This is a genomic window from Flavobacterium sp. MMS24-S5 (genome assembly GCF_050320125.1).
GTDB classification, from domain to species: Bacteria; Bacteroidota; Bacteroidia; order Flavobacteriales; family Flavobacteriaceae; genus Flavobacterium; species Flavobacterium tyrosinilyticum.
Window position 1 is genome coordinate 5,007,354 of sequence record NZ_CP190016.1, and the last position, 17,876, is coordinate 5,025,229.

Sequence of the window (17,876 nt, forward strand, 5' to 3'; positions counted from 1 at the left end):
TTACTTCCTAAAAGTCAAAGCCTTCATATATTCTAAATTCATTTTAGCAATCGAAAGCACAGAAATGCCTTGTGGGCATTCGATTTCACAGGCTCTAGTATCAGAACAATTTCCAAAACCTTCTTCATCCATTTGTTTTACCATAGAAATGGCACGTTTAGGAGCTTCTAATTTTCCTTGCGGTAAAAGTGCTAAATGTGTTATTTTGGCACCTACAAACAAAGCAGCACTAGCATTTTTGCATGTAGCGACACAAGCCCCGCATCCAATGCAAGCAGCGGCATCAAAAGCAGCTTCGGCGGTTTCATACGAAATCGGAATACTGTTTGCTTCTGGCGCCTGACCCGTTGAAGCTCCGATAAATCCTCCTGAAGCGATAATGGAATCAAATGCTTTTCTGTCAATTTTTAAATCTCTTAAAACAGGAAAAGCTTTCGCGCGAAAAGGCTCAATGTAAATGGTATCTCCATCTTTAAAACTTCTCATATGAAGTTGGCAAGTTGTAGTATTTTTTAGAGGCCGTGAGCTCGTCCGTTTATCATTACGCCACATTGCCCGCAGATTCCCTCGCGACAATCGTGATCAAATTCAATAACACGTTCTCCTTGCTGAATAAGCGATTCATTCAAAAGATCCAGCATTTCCAGAAACGACATATGTTCAGACACTCCATCAATTTCATAATCTGTCATTTCCCCTTTGGTAGAAGAATTAAACTGCCGCCATATTTTAAGATAAAGTTTCATGGTTTTATGTTTTTTGGTTTCATGTTTCATGTTTGAAGTTTCAGGTTTCAAGTTTTTGATCCTGTTTGTCAGGCTGAGCGAAGTCGAAGCCCCTCGCTTTGTGCCCTTCGACTTCGCTCAGGGAGACAACGTCTTTTTAGGAGTTTCAAGTTCACTTCATATCTTTTATCTTGCTTCTTGTATCTTCATCAACTACTTATAACTCCTAACAGCAAGTTCCACCGATTCAAAGGTTAAAGGTTCTTTGTGAAGTTCAGGTTCGTTATTTAAACCTTTCCACTCCCAAGCCGATACATAACAAAATTCATCGTCGTTGCGGACAGCTTCTCCGTCTGCGGTTTGGTATTCTTCTCTAAAATGAGCGCCACAGGATTCTTCACGCTGTAAGGCATCGTAACACATTAATTCTGCCAATTCGATATAATCGGCTATTCTGCCCGCTTTTTCTAATTCGCTGTTTAAAGTATTATCTCCTGTAATTCTGAGGTCTTTTTCGAAAGAAGTTTTAAGTTCCCGAATTTCGATAATCGCTTCTTCCAGTTTTTTTCTGCTTCGCGAAAGACCGCATTTTTCATACAAAAGACGTCCGATTTTTTTATGGAAATAATCTGCTGAAAGCGTTCCATTAGTATGTAGAAAACGATCTAACTGTCTTCTTACCGTATTTTCAGCTTCTTCAAAAGCAGGATGAGAAGTGTCAGGTTTAGACAAATTCAATTCACCTGCCAAATAGTTCGGAATAGTGTAAGGCGCGATAAAATAGCCATCGACGCAAGCTTGAAGCAGCGAATTTGCTCCAAGTCGGTTTGCACCATGATCGGCAAAATTCGCTTCGCCTAAAGCAAATAAGCCTGGAATCGTAGTCATAAGTTCATAATCGACCCAAAGTCCGCCCATTGTGAAGTGTGCTGAAGGCGAAATCAGCATGGGTTCTTTATAAGCATTTATGCCCGTAATTTTTTCATACATGGCAAAAAGGTTGCTGTATTTGGCTTCGATTTTATCTTTTCCCTGCGCTTTAATAGCATCCGAGAAATCGAGATAAATAGCATTTTTCATTGGGCCGACTCCATGACCAGCATCGATTCTTTCTTTTGCAGCTCGTGAAGAAATATCTCTTGGCGCTAGATTTCCAAAAGATGGGTAACGTCGTTCTAAGTAATAATCGCGTTCTTCTTCGGGAATAGCATTTGCATTTCGATCATCAGCTGCTTTTTTCGGAACCCAGATTCGTCCATCATTTCGCAACGATTCCGACATTAAAGTCAGTTTAGATTGGTTTTCACCATGTTGCGGAAGAGAGGTGGGGTGAAACTGAATCCAGCTCACACCAGCCATAAAAGCCCCTTTTTTATGTGCCCGCCAAATTGCCGAACTATTACAGCCCATGGCTAAAGTAGACAAATAATATACTTTTCCGTAACCTCCAGAAGCCAGTACAACAGCATCAGCAGCGTGGCGTTCTAGAATTCCTGTTTCAAGATTTCGTGCAATTATTCCTTTGGCTTTGCTGTCAATAACCACGAGTTCGAGCATTTCGTGACGAGTATACAAATCAACTTTTCCTAAAGATGCCTGACGTTCCAAGGCTTGATAAGCGCCTAATAAAAGTTGCTGTCCAGTTTGTCCTCTAGCATAGAAAGTTCTAGAAACTTGAACGCCACCAAAAGATCTATTATTTAAGTAACCCGCATATTCCCTTGCAAAAGGAACGCCTTGCGCAACAGCATGATCGATAAGATGAGCCGAACATTCTGCTAAACGATAAACATTCGCTTCACGTGATCTAAAATCGCCACCTTTTATAGTGTCATAAAACATTCTAAAAGTGCTATCGCCATCGTTTTTGTAGTTTTTGGCAGCATTTACTCCGCCTTGAGCGGCAACAGAATGTGCACGTCTAGGAGAGTCCTGAAAACAGAAAGATTTTACATTATAGCCTTGTTCAGCAAGAGATGCCGCACACGAAGCGCCCGCAAGACCTGTTCCGACTACTATAATATTTAGCTTTTTCCGGTTTGCGGGATTTACTAGTTTGGCTTTAGACTTGTATAGACTCCATTTATCAGCAAGACGAACCTTCGGGTATTTTTGATTCCATCATTTTTAGTGGTTTAAAATGAATCCATACAAAAGTTCAAAAGAAAACTAAATTTAGCATAAAATATTGATATTTAGATGTTTTTTGTATGAATATATTTAAATAAAAATGGGTTTTAAGTACAGTTGCATGTTTGAATTTTTCACGCAGATTAAAAAGATTTAAGCAGATTATTACAGATTCTAATAAAAAAATCTGCAATAATCTGCTAAATCTGCGTGAAACAAAAAACTTTTACCAGTTATATATTTAAATCTTTTACGAAGATTCTAAAAAAAAATCTGCTGAATCTGCTAAATCTGCGAGCAAAAATTACTCCCGCAGATTTAGCAGATTCATCAGATTTATAAAATTGAATTGAAATATTTTTTGAAAAATTATTTCTCGATTATCATGGTAACTCCTTGACCGCCTGCGGCACAAATAGAAATTAATCCTTTTCCAGAGCCTTTTTCGTTTAATAATTTTGCCATTACGCCAATAATTCTTCCTCCAGTTGCAGCAAAAGGGTGAGCGGCTGCTAAACTGCTTCCTTTTACATTCAGTTTATTTCGATCTATTGCGCCTAGTGGTTTCTTTAAGCCAATTTCGGCACTCAATTCTGGGCTTTCCCAGATTTTTAAAGTGGCCAAAGTTTGTGCAGCAAAAGCTTCGTGAATTTCATAATAATCGAAATCCTGAAGGTTTAATTCTGCTTTTTCGAGCATTCTTGAAGCAGCAAATAAAGGCGCTAATAAAAGATTCTGCTGATTCTTAACGTATTCAATTGCGGCGATTTCAGCAAAAGTGATGTAGGCTAAAACAGGAAGTCCTTGTTCTTTTGCCCATTCTTCGCTAGCTAATAGAATACAAGAGGCACCATCTGTTAATGGAGTTGAATTTCCTGCAGTCAGCGTACCATTTACCTTATCAAAAGCGGGTTTTAATTTGGCTAATTTTTCAATTGTACTATCTCTTCTCAGATTATTGTCTTTTTCTAATCCGTTAAAAGGTGTAATCATATCATCGAAAAAACCTTCGTCATACGCTTTTGCCATGTTTAAATGGCTTTTCAAAGCAAACTCATCTTGTTCTTCTCTGGATATTTTATAATATTTCGCCGTGATTTCAGTATGTCCACCCATTGAAAGGCCAGTTTGCGATTCTTCATTTCTCGGAACTAAAGGAGACAAATCTTTTGGACGGAGCTTTAGAAAAGTTTTAATTTTTCCGCCCAATGATTTTGCTTGTCTAGCTTCTAAAAGAATTTTTCTAAGTTTCTCACTAACTGCAATTGGCATATCGCTGATAGAATCTACACCACCAGCAATTCCAGAATCAATTTGCCCGAGAGCAATTTTGTTGGCGATGTAAATAGCGCTTTCAATTCCAGTATCACATGCTTGTTGTAAATCGCATGCAGGAGTTGCAGGATCAAGACTGGTTTGCATAACAGATTCACGAATCAAATTGTTGTCGTAAGTATGTTTAATTACAGCACCTCCAGCAACTTCGCCTAATAATTTTCCTTTTATATTGTATTTGTCAATAAGACCATTGAGTGCTGCGATCATCATTTCTTTGTTTCCAACATTAGAATAGGCTGTATTGGCTCTCGCAAAAGGAATTCTGTTATAACCGACAATGGCTACTTTTCTTATTGTATTTGATTTCATATCAGGAAGTTATTTGTTTTTGATCATTGAAATTTCGAAATATAAAGATAGAAATAGATTTTGGTTTCAAACTTAATGTAGATTAATATTATCAGGAAATAACTTAGAAATGGCGATTCTCAAAATTTATTCCTACTGATTTAGTTTAATTTGTTTTATTTATTTAGAATGAATTAAAATAATTTGGAAAAGTTGAGATTTGCATCTACTTTTGTCGCTCAATTTAAAATCAAAACCAAATGAAAATAATTATTAATGCAAAAGTTTATCTTTTCGTGCTGTTTTTGAGCTCATTAAATATAATGGCACAACAGCTTGGAACTGTAAACGGAAAAGTTTCTTTGAGTGGCAATAAACCAGCAGAAAATATAGCTGTAGCGTTAAAAGGAACAAAATATTCAGATATTACAACTGTTTCAGGACATTATGAAATTAAAAATGTAAAACCAGGAACGTATACTATTGTATTAAATGGAGTAGGAATTCAACCTGTCGAGGATAAGATTGTAGTCAATTCAAAACAAACGACAACTAAGAATTTTTCTCTTTCTGAAAGCCAAGAAGATTTGGAAGAAGTGGTCATTAAAAAGAATAAATACAAGCAAAATAACCCTTCATTGTCATTGCGTCTTCAAACTCCTGTTTTAGAAATTCCTCAAAATATACAAATTGTAAGCGGTCAGACTTTAAAAGATCAGCAAATTACGAGTATGAGCGACGGGGTAATTCGTAACGTGAGTGGAGCCGTACGTTTGGAGCACTGGGGAGATTTGTATACGAATATTACGATGAGAGGTTCTCAAATTCAGGCTTTTAGAAACGGATTTAATGTAGTTTCTTCTTTCTGGGGCCCTTAACAGAAGATATGAGTTTTGTAGATCATATCGAGTTTGTAAAACGAACCAGCAGGATTCATGCTTTCAAGCGGAGATCCAAGCGGATTGTACAATGTGGTGACTAAAAAACCAACGGGAGTTACAAAAGGCGAGGTGAGTGTATTGGGTGGAAGCTACGATTTTTATAGAGTAAGCGTTGATTTTGACGGGAAATTAGATAAAAAAGGAAAATTGCTTTATAGATTTAATGGAGCTGCTCAAAACAAAGGATCGCACCGTCCGTTTGAGCGCAATAATCGCTATGTAATTGCTCCTGTAATTTCATATCAGATTGATGATAAAACAAAAATTACGGCTGAATATAATTTCCAATATGCAAATATGACCGAAGTGGGTTCATATTATGTTTTTGTGACCTCAAGCAGGTGGTTATGCAACTTTACCTGTAGGTTTTACTATGACGCAGCCAGGATTGCCTGATACCAATATTCAGGATCATAGCGGCTATCTTCAGTTTGAACATAAGTTTGATGAAAACTGGAAACTTACCGCACAGACTTCTTATTTTAAATATATTCAGCAAGGATATAGTTCATGGCCAGGAGTTGTTGGTCCGCAGCTGCTGATAGAGATTTTGATGGTGTTCCGGAAGGAAATCTTGCTTATGGAGAAATCATTAGAAATGTGGGTATTTGGGACGCAGAAAGTAATATGTACTTAGGACAAATATTTGTGAACGGAAAATTCAATACAGGAAATGTTTCTCATAAAATATTGGGTGGAGTAGACTTAGGAAGCAAAGATTATATGGCAGACTGGGGACAATCGCATGATTTAGATACCGTCGATAATCCATTTAATGTTTATAATCCGAATTACGGAACGCCTTCAAATGGTTTCCCACAGTTTGATCACGATACTCCTTTAAGCCAAAGAGCTGGCGGACTTTACGGTTCAGAATATGCTGCTGGATATATTCAGGATGAACTTGGTTTTTTGGAAAATAAATTAAGATTGACTCTTGCTGCAAGATACACATGGATTAGCCAGACTAGCAGCTATGAGGCAGAACCAATTGAGGATAGCCATATAACGCCTCGTGCAGGTTTAAGTTATTCTATTACTGATGATTTTGCGGTTTACGGATTGTACGATCAAGCCTTTACACCTCAATCGGGTGTAGTGAGAAGCGGTGATGTAAAACCTCTTACTGGTAATAATGTTGAATTTGGACTTAAAAAGGATTGGTTTGACGGCTCTTGGAATACCAGTTTATCTGTTTACAATATCTTAAAAAAGAATGAGTTAACGGCAGATCCTAATAATCAGCCAAACGAACAATATAAAATAGTTCTAGGTGAAAAAAGAGCGCGTGGTGTTGAATTTGATTTGAGAGGAAAAATCTTTGATGGCTTAAATCTGATTGCAAATTATGCCTTTACAGAATCAACTGTAACTAAAATTGATCCAGATGTTTCTGAAGCTAATGGGATTAAGGTGGGGGATATTGTTCCAGGTTATGCTAAACATACCGCAAATGCTTGGTTAAATTATACGCTTCAGCATGGAAAATTAAAAGGTTTTGGTGCTTCTATTGGAGGAACTTTCCTTGACGGACGCCAGACTGATACTTGGAGTGCAGGTCTTCAAAAACTACCTTCTTACTTTAAATTGGATGGAGGTTTATCTTATGAAACCGGTAAATTTAAAGTTACTGCAAACGTATTCAATATCTTAGATAAATATCTATATAGCGGTTCATACTACAGCTGGTTAAATGCTTATTACTGGCAGACTGAAGCGCCAAGAAATTTTAGAGTTGGTGTTACTTATAAGCTCTAAATTGGTTTGTTATCGTTGAAAAATTGCAAATCACACAAAAGCATCTGACTTAATTGTTGGATGCTTTTTTTTAAGATGCTAAGGTTCTGAGATTCTAAGAAGCAAAGTTACAAAGTTACAAAGTTACAAAGGTTGAGAAGTATAATTCTTTTGAATTGCCTCCAGTTTTAACTGGAGGTTACAAATAAGATTGAAAAAAGGCTTTAGCCAAACTCGATGTTTGGCTAAAGCCTTTTGGCTTTTGCTCTATTTTGCATCCAGCTAAAGCTGAATGCAATTCAAAAATTAAGGATGGAAAAAAATCCTTTTAATCTTAATAATCTGTGGCTTTTTTTAATAAAAACTTTGCGTCTTAGCGACTTTGCGAGATTAGTAATTATGCCTTGCGTATCAAAGGAATCAATTTTGTACCAATCAATTCAATGGCATTCATTAATTGTTTGTGTGTCAATCCCGCATTGTCCATTTGGAAAGTAAATCGATCCACACCGCCAAGAGCTTCGCTGTGTTTCAGGATTTTCTCTGCAGCTCTTTCCTGACCACCGACAATTAAAACACCTAAATCATCAATTAAGCCATCAAATTTGCCTTTGGTTACAGGAGGCCAACCTCTTTCATATCCTAATTTTGTCCATAATTCGGCATAACCGGGATAGTATTCTTCAATTGCTTTTTCTGTTGTGGTGCCAACATATCCAGGCGAATGCAAGCCTACTTTTAATTCATTCGGTTTATAACCTGCTGCTTTTCCAGCTTCACGATATAAATCGACTAAAGGTTTAAAACGATGTGTTTGTCCGCCAATTACGGCAACCATTAACGGAAGTCCTAACGAACCAGCTCTTATAAAAGATTCTGGCGTTCCGCCCACACCAAGCCAAATGGGCAGTTTTTCTTGTAAAGCTCTCGGATAAACTGGTAAATTATTTAAAGCAGGACGGAATTTACCTTCCCAGCTTACAAATTCATTATCTCTAATTTGAAGAAGCAGTTCGAGTTTTTCTTTAAAAAGAGCATCATAATCTCTCAAATCATATCCGAAAAGGGGATAAGCTTCAATGGCAGATCCTCTCCCGACAACAATTTCAGTTCTTCCTTTCGAAATCAAATCTAAAGTTGCAAAACTCTGATAAACCCTCACTGGATCTGCAGCACTTAAAACGGTCACGGCACTTGCCAGTCGGATATTTTTTGTTCTAGCCGCCGCTGCACTCAAAATGACAGCTGTAGCAGAATCTAAAAACTCTTTTTTATGATGTTCTCCAATTCCGAAAACATCAAGACCAGCCTGATCTGCAAATTCAATTCGCTGCAAAAGCTGTTCCATAGCATCAACACTGCTCAACGTGTTGTTATCGCCATACATCGCCGAAGCAAAACTGTCTATTCCTATTTCCATGTCTTTAAATTTCAATATTTAAATTCCAAATTCCAAATTCTACAATCTACAATTTTTTAATGCGAGAAACCAAATGAAATACTGATAATGATAATCATGATTACAATCAATGTAATGCCAACGTACAAGTAATCTTTTTCCAATAAAAATGAAAATAGCGAAAGCAATACGCGTAAAACGGGTGTCATGAACAAGAAAATAATTCCTGTAAATATTAACGATTCTCCGTTTCCTTGAATTGCACCATTGTAAATAGCGGTAATTACTTCAAATATATTTCGGTCATTTTCTTTAAAAACAGAATAATCTTCAATTTGGCTTCCATTATGAATTAAATATACAATTCCTCCAATAAAAGCAACCGATAACGAAATCCAAACCCCGTAACGAAGCAGGTTTCCTATAATAGTTTGAAAATCTTTTTCTCCAAATTTTTCTTCTTGTACCATATTAGATTTTTCCATTTAGTCCGTTATAAATCATGTTTATTGCCAAAACAAAAATCAGGCAGGCAAAAAATATTCTCAATTTCTTCGGATTCGTTCTTACTAAGATTTTTGCTCCAGCCATTGCTCCAAACAAAACTCCAATTACAACCGGCATACAAATTCCAGGTTCGATATATCCTTTTTGAATATAAATTACAGAACTCGCCATTGCTGTAACTCCCATCATGAAATTACTGGTTGTGGTTGAAACTTTAAACGGCACACGCATAATGTTATCCATCGCGATTACTTTAAAAGCACCAGAACCAATTCCGAGAAGACCCGACATCATTCCCGCAACTCCCATCATACTAAAACCGCCAATTACATTTTTGGTTCCGTACTTTATCACTTCGCCATCATGAGCAGGATAAGTTCCGTCTAATTTAAGTTTTTTAGCTAGCGGACTAGATTCTAAAACAATGTGTTCTTCTTTCTTTCGAAGCGAATTAATGGCAGAAAAAATAAGCGTTAAACCAAATAAAACCGCAATAAAAGAAGTAGGGGCGATAGTAGAAAGCAATGCTCCGCAAACGGCTCCGATAGTAGTAGCGATTTCGAGAAAAATTCCCATTCGCATGTTGGTAATTCCTTCTTTTACATAAGCGGCTGCAGAACCTGAAGAAGTGGCGATAACGGAGACTAAAGCAGCTCCAATTGCATAATGAATATCGACACCGAGAATAATAGTAAGAAGCGGAATAATAATGATACCGCCTCCTAAGCCTGATAATGAACCAATAAAGCCTGCTAAAAAGGCACCCAGAATCATAATCAGCGTAAAGGTAAGTATTGTCATTTAAGATATGTTTTTGTAATGGCTAATTTACGAATACATATTTGTTCGAAATAGCTTTATGACCTTAAATATACCTTAAAAATTTTTTAGTACTCAGTGTTCAGTGTTCAGTGTTCAGTTTTTTAGTGTTCAGTCTCAGTCTCAGTCCCAGTGTTCAGTTTTTAGTGTTCAGTCTCAGTTAGGTTAAGAGTCGAGAAGCTTTGTCAAAGTTTAAAACTTTGACAAAGCTAGCTTTTCTTACCGCAAAGACTGCAAACTGCGACTGTACACTGCGACTAATAAACTGATCACTAAAAAACTGAATACTGAACACTGAGACTGAACACTAAAAAAAAACGGTATATTTGGAATCCTAATGAACTAAAACAGCAGTATTGAAGAATAAAATCCTCACGTATTCCTTAACGCATCACAAGAGTTTATTTTCGTACGGAGATCAGAAAGAGTACTTCTATATCCAGACTAGCGAGCATCCTTATATTACCGAGCCTTATCGTGCCGAAAGCTACGCAATTGAGTTTCTAAGAAAAGGAAGTATAATCATGCATACTGGGCTCGAAACAAAAGTGGTTCATGCTCCAGCTATTATTGCTTTAGGGCCTTCGGTAATAAGAAGCTTTTCTAAAAATGAGGACAAAATTCTAATTGATATCATATTTTTTAAACCGCAGTTTTTTCTAGAAAATCAAGCAAACGTATTTTTTCTAACACAATATAATTTTTTTGAAAATAGTGATAGCAATACCTCTCCGCTTACAAAAGCAGAGGAAAGCAAGTTTGAACGCATTTTTAGTTTAATCAAAGAAGTATCAGAAGATCAGTCGAAGCATCAAGCCTCTATTTTGAGAAGTTATTTGTACATTTTAATTTATGAAATTGATGGTTTTCAGAAAGAAAAAATTCCCACAGAAGTACAAAATCCTTTATATGAAAAGTTTAAAGAGTTGCTGTTTAAAGATTTTCTAAATTTCAGAACCGTACAGCATTATGCAGATGAATTAAATGTAAGCCGAAAATATTTGTCTGAAGTCATTAAAAAACATAGCGGAAAAACGGCTAGTGACTGGATTAGCGAAATGGTAATTCTGGAAGCTAAAGTTTTGTTGCAAAATAAAAAAATGTCCATCAATCAGATTAGCGATTTACTTCATTTTTCTGATCAATCTGTTTTTGGACGATTTTTTAAAAACTATGAAGGCATTTCGCCTTTAGAATATCGAAAAAAACAGATCGATTAAAATCATTCAGCCGACATTTTGCACAAAACAGAAGCCTTATCGCTCTTTTTTTAGACTAACATTCGGTGCAATTTTGCTTTTTATTTTTAAAGAAAAGAAATGAGTAAAATTGCAAAATTTGTTGTCATAATCAACGATAATGTCTTTTGGATGGAAGACAAAGCCGTTCAATTCTATACCAATTTATTTAAGGAAAAAGAGTTAGGAGAAAAATATGCCGAAGAGCATCTTTCGAAAAAAGAGTTGTTTCGAATTCAGAATGATTTTTCGATCGAGATTCTGATGGCTCATCTTGGCGAAACTCCGCAAGCGTATTTAAAATTAGATTCATCGAGAATACGAAATGAAAACCTTGGAGCGTCAAAAGCAATCAATCTGAGTGAGATTGTTTATTTTGATGAAGAAGATTTAAAAGCACTTATTAAACGTGCTGAAGAAATTGCTTCTCAGCGAAAACACGATTTAATTTGGGTAAGCGCTTTTGCCGTAGATACTGCTTTGATCGATATTTTACGATCATTAAATTACGAAGAATTTGTAGGGAAAGAAAGTATAGAAGATGAATTTCCGAAACGAATTTACCTCAGAAAAAAGATGTAAACAGATGTTTTTAAGCTGAACTTTTCGAAGCGATTAACTTTGTCAAAGTTTTAAACTTTGACAAAGTTTCTAGAACGCTTTTATCCAAAATTATATCCTATTGTCAACGGCATAAGATGTTTTACCAATATTGGCAAGTAGTAAAGCCGCTGCACAACTTGTCCAAACCGAATAGTCGAGAGGTGCTTTTACAGAAACGGAAACCGACATAGCAAATGCAAAAAAGAACATTAAAAGGGTAGTTCCTAAAGCGGCAAGTCTGGTTTTGAAACCGAATAACAATAATAGGCTTAGTAAAACTTCAAAGAAAGTGGCAATTCCTGCGAGGACTTCTGCTGTGGCTTTGTTGGCAAAAGAATTTAGAGATTGGGTGTAGATTACGAAGTTTTCCCAATTTCCCCAGGCAACTGCGTGAGATCCTGGTGCGCCCCAAACTCCAAATCGGTCTGCTACGGCCGAAAGCATTGTGATTCCTAAAACTATTCTTAAAATTAAACCTGCTTCTAATATTGTGATATTTTTCATTCTATAATTAATTTTTGATTTGAAGATGTTCTAGGTTCTTCTTAACCAAAGTTTTGTTCCCAACTACTTTAAAACCAAGCTTTAAATACAGTTTTTTAGCACTCGGATTGTCCTCTTCAACCAGCAGACCTAAAACCTCTTTATTTTTATGAACGTATTTATCAATCAAAAATTGCAATAATTGAGAACCAATTCCTTTTCCCTGATATTTCGGATTCACGCCCAACGAATCTATATAATATTCGCCTTCACGGGTCTCAAATTCAGGATCGAATTCAGGATTATAATGTTTTCTAACGTATTCAACAATAGGATTTCGTAATTCTTCAATGTCAGCACCATTATAAATGTTTACTGCACCAATGATTTCATTATTCTCTTCTGCCACAAAACAGTTTTGATAAGAATATTGATTGTTTTCTCGTTCAACGAAATATTGCAGAAAGTCTTTCGCGGAAGCGTAATCTTCCTTTGCAATAAATTTGTAGATAATGTCTTCCATTGCTAACAATAATATAGGAGCAATATATTTTGAGTGTGATTTTTCGGCTTTTCTGATATTCATAGTGTAGTATTTTTAGCAAATTTAGTCTTTAAAATTATTTCCCGCAGATTTTAAAGGATTTGAGCAGATCTGAGCAGATTTTAAATAAAAAATCTGCAGAATCGGCTATAATCTGTAAAAATCTGCGTGAAACAAAAAACACAATATGCTTAATATATACAAATATACGCTCAATATATACCAATTTTGAGATTTCAACTCGTCTTATCTTTGTAATATAGTTTTAATTTAAACATTAAAAAGAAATGAAAGCAATAGGATTTAAAACATCATTACCCATAGAAAACCCAGAAAGTTTTATCGAATTTGAAGCCGTAAAACCAATTCCTGGGCCACACGATTTATTAGTTAAAATTGATGCGATTTCAGTAAATCCAGTCGATTTTAAGATTCGCCAGAGCAGCGCAAAAGACACCGTTTTAGAAACTCCAAAAATTATAGGCTGGGATGCTGTCGGAATCGTTCAAGCTGTCGGACAAGACGTTACTTTGTTTGAAGTAGGCGATCCCGTTTATTATGCTGGAGATATTACCAAACAAGGTAGCAATGCAGAGTATCAGATTATAGACGAAAGAATTGTTGGCAGAAAACCAAAAGCATTAAGTATTGAAGAAGCTGCTGTAATTCCGTTAACCGCTTTAACCGCTTGGGAAATTCTATTTGACAGAATCAGAATTAGCGCTGATAAAGACAAAGGAAAATCTATTTTAATTATTGGTGGAGCAGGAGGAGTTGGTTCAATTGCCATTCAGCTAGCCAAGAAAATTGCTGGTTTAACCGTTATCGCAACAGCGTCGCGTCCAGAAACGATCGCTTGGTGCAAACAGCAGGGAGCAGATTTTGTTGTAGAACATAAAGATTTGGTTTCATCTGTTCGAGAAGCTGGTTTTGAGTACGTTGACTTTATTTTAGATTTCGTAGACACCAATGCTTACTGGGACATTATGACTGAATTGATAAAACCTCAGGGACATATTGCCTCCATTACAGGAAGCAGCGATCCTGTTGCATTAAACAAGTTGAAAAGTAAAAGTGTTTCTTTTTCTTGGGAATTGATGTATACGCGTTCTATGTATCAAACGGAAGACATGATCGAACAGCATAATATTCTGAATATTGTAGCCGATTTACTCGATGATGGAATCTTGAAAACGACTTTAAATACCACTTTAAACGGACTTACAGCCGAAAATCTAAAGAAGGCACACGAACTTTTGGAATCTGGAAAAACAATTGGAAAAATTGCGATAAAGTTTTAAAGTAAAAACGTGTTTGTGATAGTCTAAAAACGGTTATTTAGAATTGTTTTAAATAAGATTGTTTTTCATTGGGAAATTTTTGTATTTTAGTCGGCTTATAAACCCAATTTTGATATAAATTTTTAACCTAAACAAAATTTTTTATGATTTCAAAAAACACAGACCTTGGATTATTGCTATTGCGTATTAGTACTGGTGGATTAATGCTTTTTCACGGTGTTTCTAAATTGATTCACGGAATTTCTTTCCTTGTAGATAACATGGGCGCATTTGGATATGCGGTTTACATTGGTGAAGTTTTAGCTCCAATTGCCATTTTATTAGGATTTAGAACTAGAATTGCGGCGGTTCTTTTGGCTATTACTTGTGTGGTTGCAGTTGCAACAGCTCACGCTCAGGACATTTTTACCATTAGCGATCATGGAGGTTATGCTTTAGAATTATTAATGCTTTATCTTTTTGGAGCTCTTGCCTTGTTTTTTACTGGAGCAGGTAAATTTGCCCTTTCTAAAAACAATCAATGGGACTAGTTTATTAGGTCACTTATAAATAGTAAGAAAGCTCTAAATTTCGATTTAGAGCTTTTTTATTTAAATCCCTTTCATTTTGAAAATCAGCCTATCATTTTGATAAGCTTTTGCAAATTGATTAAAGCCGATTTTTTATTATTTGTTTTATAACGAGTGGTTTATTGTAGTTTGAGATGCTATGGCATGCCTTTTGTTTTTTATGTTGTGGATTATTAAACAAGCCTTTAATTATACAACATTTAAGAAATATGAAAACAAGTAATAAAAGAAATAAAGAAATTACAAAAACGTACTTTTCAAATAAATCTAGACGAAATAAAGATCGATTCGTTAACTTAATGGTTTTTACAGTGGTTCTTTATATCACCGTTATGCTGATTGCTAAAATAGTTTAGGTGTCATGAAAACTATAGAGTATAGAAAAGATGCAACTGTTTTTTCTTCCCATGAAAAAGCTGCCGAATCTTATGATTTTATTTTAGAAGAAACAAAAGCGGAACATGTTTTTTATCTAAATGAAATCTGCGAAGAAACATTATTATCTGCCAAAGCTCGCGGAACAGGAATCTCAAGTAGACCGCCCGAGCTTCTTGAAAAAAAGATGAGAGAAGGTGAAGCCGTTATCGCAATTACACGAGATGGAAGATGGGCCGGTTTTGCTTTTATATCTTCGTGGGAAAACGGCAAATATGTTTCAAATTCGGGATTAATTGTTGCGCCAGAGTTTAGACACACTGGCCTGGCAAAAAAAATTAAAAGAAAGATCTTTGAACTCAGCCGTAAAAAATATCCAGAAGCGCATATTTTCAGCCTAACGACAGGTCTTGCCGTTATGAAAATGAATCACGAACTAGGCTTTGAACCCGTTACTTACGCTGAATTGCCAAATGATGAGCTTTTTTGGGAAAACTGTAAAAGCTGTATCAACTGTCCTATTTTATTAAGTAAGGACAGAAAAAACTGTTTGTGTACCGCTATGCTGTACGATCCGAAGAAAAATGGCTCTGCTGTTTCAGATTTTTGATAAGCAAGCTTAAAAATCTTTTTTATGCTATTTTTGCACTCAAATTACCAAAATAGCAATGAAATCTTTATCAGCACTTTTCTTTTTTATTCTTTCTTTTTCTATTAATGCACAATCTGTCAATGGCATTGTAAATGACGGAGGAGGAAAATCTTTATCAGAAGTATTAATTCGTGATTTAACCTCAAAAACACACGCACATACTGATGCCAACGGAAAATTTACATTGGAAGGAGTGGAGGTAAATGATAGTTTGCTGATTACAAAAAAAGGATTTTCTCCTCAAAAAATTAAACTTGCTTCTTTGGATTTCTTAACGATTTCAATAAATGAGAAACCGTTTTTATTGGAAGAAGTTAAGATTAGCCATAATTTAAAATACCTGAATACTATTTCTAAAATTGATTTTGAAATCCAGCCAATTTCAAATTCTCAAGATCTGCTGCGAAAAGTCCCAGGACTTTTCATCGGTCAGCATGCAGGAGGAGGAAAAGCAGAACAAATCTTTTTAAGAGGTTTTGACTGTGATCACGGAACCGATATTAACATCACCGTTGACGGAATGCCCGTAAACATGGTTTCGCACGCACACGGGCAAGGGTATTCAGATCTGCATTTTGTGATTCCAGAAACAGTCGATAATATTGATTTTGATAAAGGAGCCTATTTTGTAGATAAAGGCGATTTTACAACGGCAGGATATGTTGGGTTTAATACTAAAAATGCTTTGCAGAACAGTTCTATTTCTTTTGAAGGCGGACAGTTTGATACCTTCCGTACTGTTGCCATGTTTAATTTATTGAATAAAGAAAACCAATCGGCTTATTTTGCGGGAGAATACATGATGACGGATGGTTATTTTGATGCGCCTCAGAACTTTAACCGAATTAATTTATTTGGAAAATACAATGCCAAAATGGAGAATGGAGATCGTCTGGCTATTTCGTTTTCCCATTTTAAAAGTCAGTGGGATGCCAGCGGACAGATTCCAGATCGTGCGGTAAACGACGGAACCATTTCGCCTTTCGGAGCAATTGATTCTAATGAAGGAGGAAATACAGATAGAACCAATTTTAATTTGCAGTACGATGCAAAAATTGACGAAGACACACATATTAAAAGCAGTGCTTATTTGAGCAAATATGATTTTGAACTGTATTCTAATTTTACTTTTTTCTTGAATGACCCTGTAAATGGCGATCAGATTAAACAGAAAGAAAATAGAACTATTGTAGGTTTTCAGTTGGAATACGATCAGAAATTAAACGAAAATTGGCGTTTTAAACTGGGTGCTGGACTTCGAAACGATAATAATAAAGATGTAGAATTATCTCATACATTAAACAGAAAAACGGTTTTGGATTATTTGAGTTTAGGAAATGTAAATCAAACTAATTTATTTACGTATTCAAGTCTTGATTTTACAGCAGGAAAGTGGTTAGTAAATGGAGGTTTGCGTTTAGATTATTTCAAATTTGGGTATGAAGATCAATTGGCTCCAACTTACACCAATCAGACGCAGACCAGAGCAATTGTGAGTCCGAAGTTGAACTTTTTGTATACGCAGAATGACAAACTGAACTATTTCTTGAAATTAGGAAAAGGATTTCATAGCAACGATACGCGTGTAGTAGTGGCGCAAAAAGGGGAAAAGATTGTTCCAGAAACGTACGGAGCAGATTTAGGAATCAATTGGAAACCATTTCCACGCATGATTATTAATTCGGCAGTTTGGTATTTGTATTTAGCGCAGGAATTTGTTTATGTGGGAGACGAAGCGGTTGTTGAACCAAGTGGAAAAACAGAAAGAAAAGGTTTCGATTTTGGTTTCAGATATCAATTGACCAATTGGTTGTTCTGGAATACCGATTATACATACACGCACGCAAGAGCAATTGATGAGCCTAAAGGAAGCGATTACCTGCCATTAGCTCCAAAAAGTACTCTAATGAACGGAATTTCAGTAAAAGATCTAAAAAGCTTCTCAGGAAGCATAAGAACTCGTTTCTTAGGAGATAGACCAGCAAACGAAGATAATTCGGTTGTAGCAAAAGGGTATTGCATTACCGATTTTTCTGTGAATTATCAAATAAAGAAAGTTTCAATTGGTGTAAACATCGACAATATTTTCAATACAAAATGGAAAGAAACACAATTCTTAACCGAATCAAGACTGGCAAATGAAACTGATCCTGTCGAAGAAATTCATTTTACAGCAGGAACGCCGTTTAATGCAAGATTGATATTGAAATATATGTGGTAGAAGTTA

The 17,876-nt window shown here is 35.9% G+C and carries 15 protein-coding genes and 2 pseudogenes; 9 read left to right on the plus strand and 8 right to left on the minus strand.

Annotation, left to right across the window (positions count from 1 at the left end):
* The 3 genes and pseudogenes from ACPWTF_RS23050 to ACPWTF_RS23060 all read right to left on the minus strand — a co-directional run bounded on the left by ACPWTF_RS23050 (position 1) and on the right by ACPWTF_RS23060 (position 4,502).
* Positions 1–746, minus strand: a pseudogene (locus tag ACPWTF_RS23050) (succinate dehydrogenase/fumarate reductase iron-sulfur subunit).
* 192 nt (positions 747–938) lie between these two features.
* Positions 939–2,850, minus strand: a pseudogene (locus ACPWTF_RS23055) (fumarate reductase/succinate dehydrogenase flavoprotein subunit).
* A gap of 374 nt (positions 2,851–3,224) precedes the next feature.
* Positions 3,225–4,502 (minus strand): acetyl-CoA C-acetyltransferase, encoded by a 1,278-nt coding sequence (locus tag ACPWTF_RS23060; protein ID WP_427873352.1) that lies wholly within the window; start codon positions 4,500–4,502, stop codon positions 3,225–3,227.
* Positions 4,503–4,741: 239 nt separating this feature from the next.
* On the opposite strand from ACPWTF_RS23060, the gene ACPWTF_RS23065 reads away from it, so the two are divergent.
* The 3 genes from ACPWTF_RS23065 to ACPWTF_RS23075 all read left to right on the plus strand — a co-directional run bounded on the left by ACPWTF_RS23065 (position 4,742) and on the right by ACPWTF_RS23075 (position 7,180).
* Positions 4,742–5,359 (plus strand): carboxypeptidase-like regulatory domain-containing protein, encoded by a 618-nt coding sequence (locus tag ACPWTF_RS23065; protein WP_427873354.1) that lies wholly within the window; start codon positions 4,742–4,744, stop codon positions 5,357–5,359.
* Between the two features lie 57 nt (positions 5,360–5,416).
* The gene (locus ACPWTF_RS23070) at positions 5,417–5,818 is read left to right on the plus strand and encodes a hypothetical protein (RefSeq protein ID WP_427873356.1); all 402 of its coding nucleotides are present in this window, start codon (positions 5,417–5,419) and stop codon (positions 5,816–5,818) included.
* Between the two features lie 114 nt (positions 5,819–5,932).
* Complete coding sequence (locus tag ACPWTF_RS23075) at positions 5,933–7,180, plus strand: TonB-dependent siderophore receptor (protein WP_427873358.1); 1,248 nt, start codon at positions 5,933–5,935, stop codon at positions 7,178–7,180.
* A gap of 376 nt (positions 7,181–7,556) precedes the next feature.
* Here the strand turns inward: ACPWTF_RS23075 and ACPWTF_RS23080 are convergent, their stop codons facing one another.
* Genes ACPWTF_RS23080 through ACPWTF_RS23090 form a run of 3 tightly spaced genes read right to left on the minus strand, consistent with a single transcriptional unit; the run spans position 7,557 to position 9,866 of the window.
* Positions 7,557–8,579, minus strand: coding sequence for an LLM class flavin-dependent oxidoreductase (locus tag ACPWTF_RS23080; RefSeq protein WP_427873360.1), 1,023 nt, complete (start codon positions 8,577–8,579; stop codon positions 7,557–7,559).
* Positions 8,580–8,635: 56 nt separating this feature from the next.
* A complete protein-coding gene (locus ACPWTF_RS23085) occupies positions 8,636–9,043 on the minus strand; it encodes a DUF1634 domain-containing protein (RefSeq protein ID WP_095927569.1) in 408 nt (135 codons plus the stop codon).
* Complete coding sequence (locus ACPWTF_RS23090; protein WP_343585836.1) at positions 9,030–9,866, minus strand: sulfite exporter TauE/SafE family protein; 837 nt, start codon at positions 9,864–9,866, stop codon at positions 9,030–9,032. The genes ACPWTF_RS23085 and ACPWTF_RS23090 overlap by 14 nt, the downstream gene beginning before the upstream one ends.
* A 374-nt stretch (positions 9,867–10,240) precedes the next feature.
* Here ACPWTF_RS23090 and ACPWTF_RS23095 point away from each other — a divergent pair, with 374 nt between their 5' ends.
* Positions 10,241–11,104: a helix-turn-helix domain-containing protein gene (locus ACPWTF_RS23095; RefSeq protein ID WP_427873363.1), complete on the plus strand. Its 864-nt coding sequence runs from the start codon at positions 10,241–10,243 to the stop codon at positions 11,102–11,104.
* Positions 11,105–11,203: 99 nt separating this feature from the next.
* Positions 11,204–11,704, plus strand: a complete 501-nt coding sequence (locus ACPWTF_RS23100; protein WP_427873364.1) for a hypothetical protein — start codon at positions 11,204–11,206, stop codon at positions 11,702–11,704.
* Positions 11,705–11,794: 90 nt separating this feature from the next.
* On the opposite strand, the gene ACPWTF_RS23105 is transcribed toward ACPWTF_RS23100, so the two are convergent.
* Together ACPWTF_RS23105 and ACPWTF_RS23110 are read right to left on the minus strand one after the other, a co-directional pair.
* The gene (locus ACPWTF_RS23105; protein WP_095927565.1) at positions 11,795–12,229 is read right to left on the minus strand and encodes a DoxX family membrane protein; all 435 of its coding nucleotides are present in this window, start codon (positions 12,227–12,229) and stop codon (positions 11,795–11,797) included.
* A 7-nt stretch (positions 12,230–12,236) separates the two neighbouring features.
* Entirely contained in the window at positions 12,237–12,794 is a 558-nt protein-coding gene (locus tag ACPWTF_RS23110; RefSeq protein WP_427873366.1) for a GNAT family N-acetyltransferase, read from the minus strand.
* A 245-nt stretch (positions 12,795–13,039) separates the two neighbouring features.
* On the opposite strand from ACPWTF_RS23110, the gene ACPWTF_RS23115 reads away from it, so the two are divergent.
* The 4 genes from ACPWTF_RS23115 to ACPWTF_RS23130 all read left to right on the plus strand — a co-directional run bounded on the left by ACPWTF_RS23115 (position 13,040) and on the right by ACPWTF_RS23130 (position 17,870).
* A complete protein-coding gene (locus ACPWTF_RS23115) occupies positions 13,040–14,053 on the plus strand; it encodes a zinc-binding alcohol dehydrogenase family protein (protein WP_427873368.1) in 1,014 nt (337 codons plus the stop codon).
* 143 nt (positions 14,054–14,196) lie between these two features.
* Positions 14,197–14,583: a DoxX family protein gene (locus ACPWTF_RS23120; protein ID WP_250835814.1), complete on the plus strand. Its 387-nt coding sequence runs from the start codon at positions 14,197–14,199 to the stop codon at positions 14,581–14,583.
* Between the two features lie 400 nt (positions 14,584–14,983).
* Positions 14,984–15,607 (plus strand): GNAT family N-acetyltransferase, encoded by a 624-nt coding sequence (locus tag ACPWTF_RS23125; protein ID WP_427873370.1) that lies wholly within the window; start codon positions 14,984–14,986, stop codon positions 15,605–15,607.
* A 58-nt stretch (positions 15,608–15,665) separates the two neighbouring features.
* On the plus strand, positions 15,666–17,870 hold the full coding sequence (locus tag ACPWTF_RS23130; RefSeq protein ID WP_427873372.1) for a TonB-dependent receptor: 2,205 nt from the start codon (positions 15,666–15,668) through the stop codon (positions 17,868–17,870).
* Positions 17,871–17,876: the final 6 nt, after the last annotated feature.

Bases quoted from the DNA above. Each gene is read 5' to 3' on its own strand.
- ACPWTF_RS23080 (WP_427873360.1), bottom strand. From the start codon at position 8,579: ATGGAAATAGGAATAGACAGTTTTGCTTCGGCGATGTATGGCGATAAC.
- ACPWTF_RS23075 (WP_427873358.1), top strand. From the start codon at position 5,933: ATGGCCAGGAGTTGTTGGTCCGCAGCTGCTGATAGAGATTTTGATGGT.
- ACPWTF_RS23065 (WP_427873354.1), top strand. From the start codon at position 4,742: ATGAAAATAATTATTAATGCAAAAGTTTATCTTTTCGTGCTGTTTTTG.
- ACPWTF_RS23115 (WP_427873368.1), top strand. From the start codon at position 13,040: ATGAAAGCAATAGGATTTAAAACATCATTACCCATAGAAAACCCAGAA.
- ACPWTF_RS23120 (WP_250835814.1), top strand. From the start codon at position 14,197: ATGATTTCAAAAAACACAGACCTTGGATTATTGCTATTGCGTATTAGT.
- ACPWTF_RS23100 (WP_427873364.1), top strand. From the start codon at position 11,204: ATGAGTAAAATTGCAAAATTTGTTGTCATAATCAACGATAATGTCTTT.
- ACPWTF_RS23060 (WP_427873352.1), bottom strand. From the start codon at position 4,502: ATGAAATCAAATACAATAAGAAAAGTAGCCATTGTCGGTTATAACAGA.
- ACPWTF_RS23125 (WP_427873370.1), top strand. From the start codon at position 14,984: ATGAAAACTATAGAGTATAGAAAAGATGCAACTGTTTTTTCTTCCCAT.
- ACPWTF_RS23105 (WP_095927565.1), bottom strand. From the start codon at position 12,229: ATGAAAAATATCACAATATTAGAAGCAGGTTTAATTTTAAGAATAGTT.
- ACPWTF_RS23085 (WP_095927569.1), bottom strand. From the start codon at position 9,043: ATGGAAAAATCTAATATGGTACAAGAAGAAAAATTTGGAGAAAAAGAT.
- ACPWTF_RS23130 (WP_427873372.1), top strand. From the start codon at position 15,666: ATGAAATCTTTATCAGCACTTTTCTTTTTTATTCTTTCTTTTTCTATT.
- ACPWTF_RS23110 (WP_427873366.1), bottom strand. From the start codon at position 12,794: ATGAATATCAGAAAAGCCGAAAAATCACACTCAAAATATATTGCTCCT.
- ACPWTF_RS23070 (WP_427873356.1), top strand. From the start codon at position 5,417: ATGCTTTCAAGCGGAGATCCAAGCGGATTGTACAATGTGGTGACTAAA.
- ACPWTF_RS23090 (WP_343585836.1), bottom strand. From the start codon at position 9,866: ATGACAATACTTACCTTTACGCTGATTATGATTCTGGGTGCCTTTTTA.